We start from the raw sequence: 10,972 nt of genomic DNA on the forward strand, positions 1-10,972 counted from the left end.
CCATGAGATATCAGGGAAAAAACGTGCTTATCACCGGTGCCGCCGCCGGGTTGGGTCAGGTTATCGCCACCTCCTATGCGCGCGAAGGGGCCAGCATTGCCATTATCGATTTTGCCGATGCCAGTGATTCCGTGGCAAAAGTGCAGGCACTGGGTCAGAAAGCCGTGGCGTTTCAGGCCGATGTTCGTGACCAGGCTGCCGTTCAGACCGCAGTGCAACAGGCGGCCGCATTCTTTGAAGGACGTATTGATGTGCTGATTAACAATGCCGGTTTTAACGGGCATTACAATCTGGTGGAAAACATGCCGTTGGCACAATGGCGTGAAACGCTGGATATCAATCTTACCGGCACCATGCTGGTGACGCAGGCGGTAATCCCGCATATGCGAGCCAGCGGTGGTGGGGCTATTGGTATCACCGCCTCTAATGTGGCTCGCCGGGGATTACCTTATCGTGCCGACTACGTCTGTTCAAAATGGGCACTGCTGGGGCTGAATCAAACGCTCGCACTGGAGTTGGTCAATGACCACATCCGCGTCAACGCTGTCTGTCCAGGGCCAATTGAAGGTGATCGCATTGAAGACGTGATGGTGCGTCAGGCCGAAGCCGAAGGTAAGAGCCTGAGTGACATGCGTAAAGCCTGGGAGGATGCGGCCCCGATGAAGCGCTTTGTCACTGCTGATGAAGTGACGGCCGCCATGATGTTTCTCACCAGTGACGCCGCCAGTGCGATGACCGGTCAGGCATTAAATGTCACCGGTGGATTCTTGATGACCTGAGAACAACTTCCCAATACCAAACCTACCCTACACCCGAGGAAGTCAAAATGAAAAATACAACAACATACGCCCTCGCTGGCGCAATGACGCTCGCCCTGCTTTCAGCTTCGGCTGCCAGTTGGGCAAAAGAACTGGTGGCGTTTTCCCAGGCTGGTATGGAAAACGAATGGCGCGTCATGGACACCAAAGATATGGAAAAAACCTTTAAGGATGCGGGTTACGACTTTGTCTGGACCAACGCAAATTCCGATCCCGCCAAACAGATCTCCGATATTGAAGATTTGCTGGCGCGCAAACCGGCGTTGTTAATCGTGGCCCCTATCGAGTATGAGCCGCTGGCACCGGTGCCGGATATGGCCACCAAGGCAGATGTGCCATTGATTGTGGTGGACAGGGCACTTCCCGGAGAACCCGGTAAAGGCAAGTGGCTCGCGCTCCTCACCACCAATTTTGTCGATACCGGTGAGCTGGTGGCGAAAGACGTGGTGAAAGGATTGACCGAGAAGAACGGCGCACCCAAAGGCAACTTGCTGCATATCACCGGCAACAAAGGCGCATCGCCGGTGGTTGACGAACAAAAAGGGCTGGATAACGTCCTGAGCAAGTATCCCGATATTAAATTCGTCGCCAGCTGCGACGGACTTTATTCGCGAGAACCCGGGCGCAAGTGTGTGGAAGACCTGTTCCAGGCTTTCCCGAAAGGCAAAATTGACGGCATCGTGTTTGACAGTGATGACATGATGATTGGCGGTATCCAGGCCATCAAAGCGGCAGGCCGAAACGAGTTACTGGGCTATCTGTGGGGCAAAGATGGCACGGTTGATGGCCTGCAAGCCATGATCAACGGTGAGGCGCGTTTTAGCGTACAAACGCCGCCGTTCTTTGGCGAAAAAGCGCTGGAGGTCTTCAAGCTGTTCCGTGCGGGCAAACCGATTGAACCGAAGACGCAATACGTGCCTAAAGAGATTTTCCAGCGCGATACCGATCAACATCGGGCGCGTTTACCGCTGCGTATCCAGGAGTTGAAGGCAATGGGTGTCGGCTGCTGCTGACCCCGTTAATGGCAGGTAGCCAAGTGGGCTGCCTGCTTTCCTCATTGGCGACAACACCTGGAACTGCACTATGCAACCTCACATGCAACCACTGGCCAGACTTGAAGCTATAAAAAAGACCTATCCTGGCGTGAAAGCGTTAAGTGGAATCGATTTTGACGTTTTAGCGGGCGAGATCCATTGTCTGGTGGGCGAGAACGGCGCGGGTAAATCGACGCTGATGCGCGTTCTGACCGGCGCAACACAACCGGACAGTGGCACCATCTTTATTGACGAGAAACCTACCGTTCTGGATGCCAAAACCCGGCTCGATCACGGCATTGGTATTGTCTGGCAGGAGCTGGATCTGATCCCTGCCATGAGCGTGGCGGAAAACATCTATATCGGCCATGAACCGATGCTGAGTATGGGGCGCGTTGATCATGCCGCCTTACGCGACAACACCCGGAAACTGCTGAGCAATTTTGACCTTAACGTGTCCCCCGATACGCGGGTGGATCGCCTGGCTCCGGCCCAGCAGCAACTGGTGCAGATTGCCAAAGCGCTCAGCCATAATAACCGTATCCTGATCCTCGATGAGCCAACCGCTTCGCTCACCGACAATGAGGTCGCGAACCTGTTTGTGCTGTTACGTAAGTTGCGGCAACAGGGATTGGGGATTGTTTATATCTCTCACCGGCTGGAAGAGCTGACCGCGATTGGCGACCGTCTCACCGTGCTGCGCGACGGACACTACATTTTGACGGCCGATGTTGCCGCACTCAGTCACAGCGACATCATTAAAGCGATGGTTGGACGACCGCTGGCCGAGCAGTTTCCCCGAGGTTCCCGTAAAACGGCGGAGGTCGGATTACAGGTCACCGGGCTGGGGCGCCACGGCGAATTTGCAGAGATAAACTTCAGCGTTAATAAAGGTGAAGTGCTGGCTATCGCGGGGATTATTGGTGCCGGACGTAGTGAGCTGCTTGAAACCCTGTTTGGCCTGCGTAAGGCGGATAACGGCAGCATTGCCATCGACGGTAAGCCGGTCAATATACGCCATCCACGGGACGCGGTCCGGCTGGGCCTGGGACTGGTGCCCGAGGAGCGCCGCGAAAGTGGTCTTGTCCTCAACCGCGCCATCAACGACAACCTTATCTATCCCATCATCAATCGGTTGGGCAATGTCCTGCATTTCAGCCGCAGCCAAATGCGCGCGGTCAGCGATCGCCTTATCAAGCAGTTAGCCATTAAAGCCCCTTCAGGACAGGCGAAGGCGGGGAGCTTATCTGGCGGTAATCAGCAAAAAATCGTCATCGGTAAATGGCTGGCAGCCGGTGTGAAGGTGTTATTGCTGGACGAGCCGACGCGCGGGGTAGATGTGAATGCCAAAGCCGAAATCTACCGTCTGATTGACGAACTGGCGCAAACCGGTGTCACCGTGGTGGTGGTGTCCTCTGAATTACCCGAGGTACTGGGCATTTCCGATCGCGTCCTGGTGATTGCGCAAGGTCGTCAGACGGCGCTACTCAACACCGCGGAAACCAGTCAGGAAGAGATTATGTCTTTTGCGGTGGCTGCTACCAGCATGCCGCAACCGGAGGAAGCATGAATTCGACGACCTTTAACAAAAAGGAGACGCTGACCCTGGAACGTCTCCCCGGCGAAAGTCTGCTCAGGAAGTTGTTTTCTGCCTGGGCGCTGGTGTTTATCTGGGTGGCAATGGCGATTGTGGCTTCGATCATCTCGCCGGTTTTTCTCACCAGTATCAACCTCAGTAACATTCTCAACCAGGCGTCGATACTCGGCATTCTGGCGTGCGCCCAGTTTCTGGTGGTGCTGGTCGGCGGTTTCGATCTTTCCGTCGCGGCCATTCTGGCGCTCTCCTCGGTGATCTTTGCCAGTACGGTTCCGGTTTCGACCGGGTTGGGCATGGTGTCAGGCTGCCTGGCTGGCGCAGCGTTGGGTCTGCTCAGTGGTATTGCTGTCACATGGGGACGTGTGCCGCCAATGATTGCCACCCTGAGCGTAATGGGTATTGCGCGCGGTCTGGCATTCGTGGTGTCGGAGAAAAGCGTTGCGGTGCCGATGGCTAAACTGGCCGCTTACAAATTCAGTTTGTCCCTGCTTTCCCTGCCGGTGCTGACCTGGCTAATCGCGGCGTGCTTACTTTACTGGATGCTGCGGTCACTGAGGTTTGGCCGAAATCTGTATGCCATCGGTGGCAATGAACGTGCCGCCAGTCTGGCGGGGATCGGTGTGCGGACCCATAAAATCATTGTTTACACCCTGGCCGGTGCGCTCTCCGCGCTGGCTGGGCTGATGCTGGTGGTGCGCACTTCATCCGGGGTTCCCCATGTGGGACAAGGCTGGGAGCTGGATTCGATCGCGGCGATCGTCATCGGTGGGACACGCTTGTTTGGTGGTGAAGGCAATATCCTCAAGGCGATGATGGGGGTGATTATTTATCAAACCATCGCCAATGTGATGAACCTGGCGAGCCTCGATCCCTTCTATCAGGACATTGTGAAGGCGCTGGTCATTATCACCGTGGTCGGCGCGACGGTCATGCGTGCAGAAAAGGTGTAGGAGAAGATGATGACAACGCAAACGGCGAAAACGGGCCTGAATCTGCGCAATCCGGCCTTCTGGCAAGACAACGGCACGGTGGTGGTATTGATCGCTTTTATCATCCTGGCGACTGCGGTATCCGGGGGCGTTTTTATCCGGCCCGATAACTTAATCACCATTGCTTACCAGGCATCGATTGTGGGTGTGCTGGTTCTGGGACAATCATTGGTAGTGATCTCTGGCGGCCTGGATCTCTCTATGGTCGGCATTTTGATCCTGTCAGCGGTGATCATGGGCGGAGCCGGCTCGGAACAACAATCGATGATGCTGCTGGGCGGCTTGCCTTATATCGGTTTATGGCCAGCGATTATCGCCGGATTTCTGACGGCCTTACTGTTTGGCTTGCTGAACGGGCTGATGGTCACGCGGCTGCATATTCCTGCGTTCATTGCCACACTGGCCAGCACATTGCTGCTGGGAGGCATCATCCTGCTCACCACCGGCGGTGCGCCGATTTATTACCCTGATCCTTTTTTCACCCACTTCGGCAATAGCATTTGGCTTGGGCTACCTGCACCCATTTATCTGTTTATCGCCATGACGCTGATAACCTGGTGGATGCTGAATCGCACCCGTTTTGGCAGAAAACTTTACGCTATCGGCGCGAATGCGCGTGCCAGCCATTACTCAGGCGTGGCCGTGAACAACGTGCGGCTGTGCGTGTACATGCTGAGCGGGCTGGCGGCTGGGGTGGCGGGCTTCATGTTCCTGAGTCGTACCGGGTATATTGCCGCCGCGTCGGGCGGGGATATGCTGATGACCACCATCGCCTCGCTGGTGGTGGGCGGCATCAGTTTGTCTGGCGGCTTTGGTGGCATCAAACATGCGATTTCGGGTGTTCTGCTACTGGCTGCGCTGAGTAATTTAATGAATATCCTGCTGATTTCGCCCTATGTGCAAAATGCGATCAACGGCTTTGTTATTCTTATCGCGGTGTCGGTGTATAGCCATATCCACCACGACCGCGCGTAACAGAAAATGGGTGGACTTGTTTCACCCAGAATCGCTACGTAGACTGATATATAAGATTTCAGCCGGTTTGACGGTAAGCTGCTTAACGAGCGATGTATTGGATGACGATAATGACAAAAACGCAAACTGATGCGCTTCCCGCGATTTCTCTGGAAACGCTCGGCAATCAAATTGTCGATGCACTGAGTCAGGAAATTATCTCTGGCCGATTAACCCCCGGACAGCGTGTTGATCTCGGTTACTACGCGACGCAATGGAACATCAGTATCACACCGGTACGCGATGCGGCGCGAAAATTAGAGGCGTTGGGGTTAATGGAGATCTTCCCTCGTCGCGGTGTGTTTGTGGCAACGCTGAATGCCAGAGATGTCAAAGAGTTGTTTGATGTGCGTATTGCGCTGGAGAGTGCCACCATTCGCCTGGCGACGCCCAATATTCCGCGTGCAGAGGCCGAGCAAACGCGCGCCCTCTATCTCCAGGCGGGGGAACAACTGCATCAACAGAACGTAGAGCAATCGCTGCCAGCAGTAGATCTGCTGATCCATAAGCTGGCATTACAATATTGCGACAATGCCCGATTAACCCGGATGATGCAGGAGATGTGGAGCCAGATTGAGTGGTGTCAGAATACCATCGCCTCACAATTGCAGGAGCCTTTCCTCACCACGTTACCTGAACATATTGCGATATGTGATGCCGTTATAGCAGGGGATGCGGAGGCGGCTTCGCAGGCCATGTATCGTCATCTCACGCTGACTGCTGAGCGTATTCAACACTTATTGATGCAAATGTAAGGCACCGGGGGACGACGTTGAGCGGTCTGGACCGAAAAAGGTTCATTTGGCAGAACCTTTTTCGGTAATGGTATGCTGCCCGGAGCTGTAAACAACGCTCACGCACGACATCTTATGCTGAATATAAAACGGAATCAGCCTTCTTACAGTTGTTTCTGCGTTGGCGGTGTGCCATGAGTATGGAAAGTTTCGATCGTCTTCAGGCCCCATGCCTGTCCTTTTTTACGCTCGGTTTCCGTCCAGACGACTGTCTGCCAGTCAGGAGCCAGAATCAGCCGTGCCCCAGAATTTGCCAGCTCAACACGGTTGCCAGCTGGTTCCCATACGTATAAGAAGAATGTGCCCTGAATGGCATGCTTATGCGGTCCGGTTTCGATATGTACACCATTTTCGAGAAAGATATCCGCGGCACGCAAAATATCTTCACGGGTATCTGTCGCATAGGTGACATGATGAAGACGAGCATTACCCCCACCATGCTCTTCGGTGCAGGCCAGATCGTATGTTTTATTATTGATCGTGAACCAGCAACCGCCGATGCGTCCGTTATCAAGCTGAATCATTTCGGTGACGCGCGAGCCGAGGCAGGTTTCCATAAAGGTTTTAAACTCGCTCACATCGGCTGCCAGCAGGTTGAGATGATCGAGACGACGTGGGCAAGCGCCGCGGCCATGATAGCGTTGCGCTAAGTTTTTTAATGAAGGGCGCTCAGCCGCATCTGCCTGATAACGTACCGTATCGTAATAGATTTCAAATATATGTCCGAAGGGATCTGAGAAGCGAAAAGCGCGTCCATGCCCAGGTTCATCGTCAACCCAGCCAATAACATCATATTTACTGGCCTCGATCGCCGCCACCCGTCGCATCAACGCGGCCTCTGAACTGGCGCGGTAGGCGATATGGCCCACACCTGTCGTTGAGTGGCGCGTCAGTTTCAGGGTATGGAATTCGTAGTCATCCCATGCCCTGAGCCAGGCATGGTTCTCATCCTGTGCAGAGACAGTGAGACCATACACGTTGACAAAGAAATCCAGGCTTTCCTCAAATTTATTTGAGAACATCTCAACATGTGCCAGGTGTGCAATATCATGACATGGCTCGGCTAAATGGTTTGTCATTCGAGGCTCCCAAAATCTGATCGTATCGTAGAGGTTTATTTATCCTTCGGTCAGGGTATCTTTAAGCGGCACTGGAAAGCAGGTGGCTTTCGCTTTTCAGGGTATGAGTTCCATTTATACTGTGACGGATGTATCACCGGATAGGGGCAAAACGCGGCGGATCGGCGGGAAAATGCCAATAGCGTATAAATTTCATAAATTGATCAGGCAGAGTGGCTGGCGGCAAACTGAACAAAGCGTGAGGGCATCTCATGGCCAGATTGACGGATTTCTAAAGAAATCCGTTCCAGATAACGTTGATTCTGTCGGGTACTGAGATTGATGCTACAGATAATTAAAATGACTTTACCCTTACCCGGGCAGTTTCTGGTTTACATCAACACTCAGGCTCACCCATTTGGCCCCGGTAATGCTGGCCAACTTTTCGGGCGAGATACGCACCCCTGAGCGTGCATTGCCGCCCGCAGGTAGCACTTCAGGATAACTGAGCAGGCTTTCATCACAGTAAATGTTAACTTCCGGATTGATGCCGAAAGGGCAGACACCACCCGGAGCAAAGCCCGTTTGCATCTCCACCTCATCGGCTGCCAGCATGCGCGCCTTCACCCCAAAAAATTCTTTGTATTTTCGGTTATCCAGTCGCCGATCGCCCGCCATGACCACCAGCACGACCTGGTCATTAACCCGGAAGGATAACGATTTTGCTATTTGTCCATGTTCAACGCCAAATGCCTCGGCCGCCTGAATCACGGTTGCGGTCGGTGCTTCCAATTCGGTCACGGTAATTTCTGGTGCGTGTGTTTGCAGGAAGCTGCGAACGCGTTGAATCCCCATATTGCTCTCCATGTTGCTGATTTCAGCTCGACGATATGATGAAAGAAAGCTCATCATTGTTATGAAATCAGATCGTTTTCTGTTTTACCAGTCCGGCAACGGGATCTAACTTTCTCATTTCCTGCTATACGGCTTTTGCGTGACGATCCCAACATCAGCGCGGTGTATAACGTTGCTGGTGTGGATTAACGTGGATAGTTACCCACAGCACGATTCACCGCCGCCCATGCCGTCTTAAGATCCCGTTGACTCATCGCCAATGCCTGACGTGCCTGAATATCGCTACGTTGGGCATCCAGGACATTAATAAAACTGGTTAATCCGCCGTTATAGCGTGCCTCAATCAGGGCCAGAGCCTGAGCAGAACTCTCAGCCCGCGTTTGTTGTTCAGCGAGTTTTTGTTGGGCTGCGCTATAGCGACTTAAAGCGTCATCAATTTCCTGCCACGCTCTCAGGACAGTTTTCTGATAATCGACAGCGGCCTGTTGCTGATCAGTCTCCCGCAATACGACAGTCGCTTTACGCCGTCCTCGATCGAAAATCGGTAAATTAAGGCTTGGGCCAACGGACCAACTGCGACTGCCCCATTCACCGAAATTACCCGCACTGTAGGTATCCATACCAATTTGGGCACCGATTGTGATACTGGGATAGAGCTCTGCTTCAGCCACGCCAATTCTGGCCGTGGCAGCATGAAGATGTGCTTCCGCAGCTTTGATGTCAGGTCGGTTTGACGCAACCTCGGAGGGGATACCTAACTGTAAAGGTGGCAGATTACCTGCCTGTAAGCTGCCAGGTTTGAATTGCAGCAACGTTTTCAATGCACCAGGACGTTCATTCAGCAGCAGAAGAAGCTGATTTGTCGTCACCCCCTCCTGTGCCTGTAATTCAATAAGATTTGCCCGCGTCGCTGCCAGTTCACTGCGTTGCCGTTCAAGATCCGTATTATCCTGTGCACCACCCAACGTTCGTGCTCGAATCAACGACAGACGTTCATCAAGTGCTCTCTCATCATCTTTTGCCAGGCTGATTTGCTGCTGCACACCCCGCAAAGTCCAGTAACTGTTAACCACGTCACCAACAATACTCAATCTGGCAAATTCAAGCTGGGCCTGCTGCGCGGCGCTGTCAGCTTCGGAAGCCTCAATGGCGCGACGGACGTGCCCCCAGAAATCAATTTCCCAGCTAAAATCCAGTCCTGACTGATACCAGTTGTAGGGATCGGTCATCAGCGTGATGAGCTCATCCGGATTTGGCAGAACCTCTTTTAACGCTCTGGTCGAAGGGCTGTTTTCGCTTTGCTGATTGCGGGTGATACTGGCTGTCGCATTGACATTTGGCGTTTGTTGCGACGACGTGATGTGTTGCTGTGCGCGTGCGCTGGCAAACCGAAGCGCGGCCGTTCTGATATCAGGACTGGCAGTTAAGGCCTTTTCGACCAGCACATTGAGTGTGGGGTCATCGTATCTTTTCCACCACTGGTTATCCGCCACCGCAGCGGCGCCGGGAACATGAAGCAACGCCGGATCAGCACTACGCCAGCTTGTCCAGTCAGCCGGGGCTTTCTGCTCTGGTTTTTTGAAATCAGGACCAACGGTACAACCGCTAACGAGTGTCATCGCCAGCAACGTTGCCACGACAGACAACCCAGGACGATTTAAGTGGTAAACACTGAGATTCATGTTCATTCCTGCATCAGTACAGTCGGTTACGAAACAACCATGCAGCCAGCGGCATAGTGACAACAGCCAGGGCAAGCATTGGGATAAAATCAAAGGCGATATCAGCGAATCCGGCTCCCTCGAGATAGACCCGGCGCACCAGATCGATGGCAAAGCGCAAGGGGTTGGCATAGGTAAGGGTATTGAGCAGGTCAGGCATGGTTTGTACTGGAGTAAGCAGCCCGGAAAGCAGCATGAGCGGCATAATCAGCAAGAAGGTATAAAGCATCGCCTGTTGCATATTGATGGAAACAGCCGAAATCGACAGCCCCAGCCCAACCGCAGCAATGTTGAAGCACAACAGGCCGGTGTAGAGCACCAGAAACGAGCCGTTCATCGGTATCCGGAACCAGAACAGAATGATCAGTAAAATTATCGTCGACTGTACCAGGCCCACCAATACTGGCGGTATGGCTTTGCCAACCAGTAGCTGCATGGGTGTAAAAGGGGTCACAAGCAGTTGATCAAATGTTCCCTGTTCCCGTTCTCTGGCGACAGACAGAGCAGAAAGTAACAGGGTTTGAATCATGCTGAGGGCCGCAATCAGAGTCGGCATTATTCCCCAGCGAGACTCAAAATTTGGGTTATACCAGGCTCTGACCACGACGTTCAGGGCAGAAGGGCCAGCACTTCTCTGATTGAAGCCAGTGACTACCGCAGAGATATAACTCGCTGCAGCCCCGGCCGTTGAAGAGTTACGCCCATCCAAAATTACCTGCATGGGGGAGGTTAAGCCCTGGTTGAGTTTATCCTCAAAGTCGGGTGGGAAAGTCAGTACCATAAGCGCTTTACCGTCCATGACAGTCTGCGCTATCTGGGCAGATGAAGTCAGGGTCGCCGTACGGTTAAAAACACCGGTGCCATCAAGATGCGACAGAATCTCGATGGAAGACTGACTTCTGCTTTGATCCAGGACGGCGTAGTCAACATGATTGACATCATAGGTTGCGGCATAACCGAAGAGTACGGCCTGCAAAAATGCCGGCGCAATCAGGATCACCCGGTTGGCGGGTTCTTTGATGATCGTCAGCATTTCTTTTCTTATCAGAAAGCTGATATGTCGCAGCCACTGTATTAATGAATTCGTCATCT

Annotated in this window: 10 protein-coding genes; 6 read left to right on the plus strand and 4 right to left on the minus strand. The window is 53.3% G+C overall.

The genetic code is table 11. From position 1 onward, the window contains the following. The first annotated feature begins 2 nt into the window (after window positions 1-2). The 6 genes from AC6I8R_RS25255 to AC6I8R_RS25280 all read left to right on the plus strand — a co-directional run bounded on the left by AC6I8R_RS25255 (window position 3) and on the right by AC6I8R_RS25280 (window position 6,207). Complete coding sequence (locus tag AC6I8R_RS25255) at window positions 3-779, plus strand: SDR family NAD(P)-dependent oxidoreductase (RefSeq protein ID WP_497833191.1); 777 nt, start codon at window positions 3-5, stop codon at window positions 777-779. 47 nt (window positions 780-826) lie between these two features. Continuing rightward, window positions 827-1,831, plus strand: coding sequence for an ABC transporter substrate-binding protein (locus AC6I8R_RS25260; protein ID WP_021183890.1), 1,005 nt, complete (start codon window positions 827-829; stop codon window positions 1,829-1,831). Window positions 1,832-1,901: 70 nt separating this feature from the next. Further along, window positions 1,902-3,422, plus strand: a complete 1,521-nt coding sequence (locus AC6I8R_RS25265) for a sugar ABC transporter ATP-binding protein (protein WP_497833192.1) — start codon at window positions 1,902-1,904, stop codon at window positions 3,420-3,422. Beyond that, complete coding sequence (locus AC6I8R_RS25270; protein ID WP_497833193.1) at window positions 3,419-4,399, plus strand: ABC transporter permease; 981 nt, start codon at window positions 3,419-3,421, stop codon at window positions 4,397-4,399. The genes AC6I8R_RS25265 and AC6I8R_RS25270 overlap by 4 nt, the downstream gene beginning before the upstream one ends. A 6-nt stretch (window positions 4,400-4,405) precedes the next feature. Continuing rightward, window positions 4,406-5,413: an ABC transporter permease gene (locus tag AC6I8R_RS25275; protein WP_021183893.1), complete on the plus strand. Its 1,008-nt coding sequence runs from the start codon at window positions 4,406-4,408 to the stop codon at window positions 5,411-5,413. 110 nt (window positions 5,414-5,523) lie between these two features. Next, complete coding sequence (locus AC6I8R_RS25280) at window positions 5,524-6,207, plus strand: GntR family transcriptional regulator (protein ID WP_208726890.1); 684 nt, start codon at window positions 5,524-5,526, stop codon at window positions 6,205-6,207. 143 nt (window positions 6,208-6,350) lie between these two features. On the opposite strand, the gene AC6I8R_RS25285 is transcribed toward AC6I8R_RS25280, so the two are convergent. From AC6I8R_RS25285 to AC6I8R_RS25300, 4 genes are all read right to left on the minus strand, one after another. After that, window positions 6,351-7,325: a VOC family protein gene (locus tag AC6I8R_RS25285; protein WP_497833194.1), complete on the minus strand. Its 975-nt coding sequence runs from the start codon at window positions 7,323-7,325 to the stop codon at window positions 6,351-6,353. 351 nt (window positions 7,326-7,676) lie between these two features. Further along, on the minus strand, window positions 7,677-8,159 hold the full coding sequence (locus tag AC6I8R_RS25290) for a YbaK/EbsC family protein (RefSeq protein ID WP_208726892.1): 483 nt from the start codon (window positions 8,157-8,159) through the stop codon (window positions 7,677-7,679). Window positions 8,160-8,344: 185 nt separating this feature from the next. Beyond that, a complete protein-coding gene (locus AC6I8R_RS25295) occupies window positions 8,345-9,841 on the minus strand; it encodes an efflux transporter outer membrane subunit (protein WP_497833195.1) in 1,497 nt (498 codons plus the stop codon). Window positions 9,842-9,854: 13 nt separating this feature from the next. After that, window positions 9,855-10,970 carry an ABC transporter permease gene (locus AC6I8R_RS25300; RefSeq protein ID WP_497833196.1) on the minus strand — a complete coding sequence of 372 codons (1,116 nt, stop codon included), beginning with the start codon at window positions 10,968-10,970 and terminating at the stop codon, window positions 9,855-9,857. Window positions 10,971-10,972 lie beyond the last annotated feature (2 nt).

This window comes from Pantoea sp. X-Soil-OKNW-713, assembly GCF_059730685.1.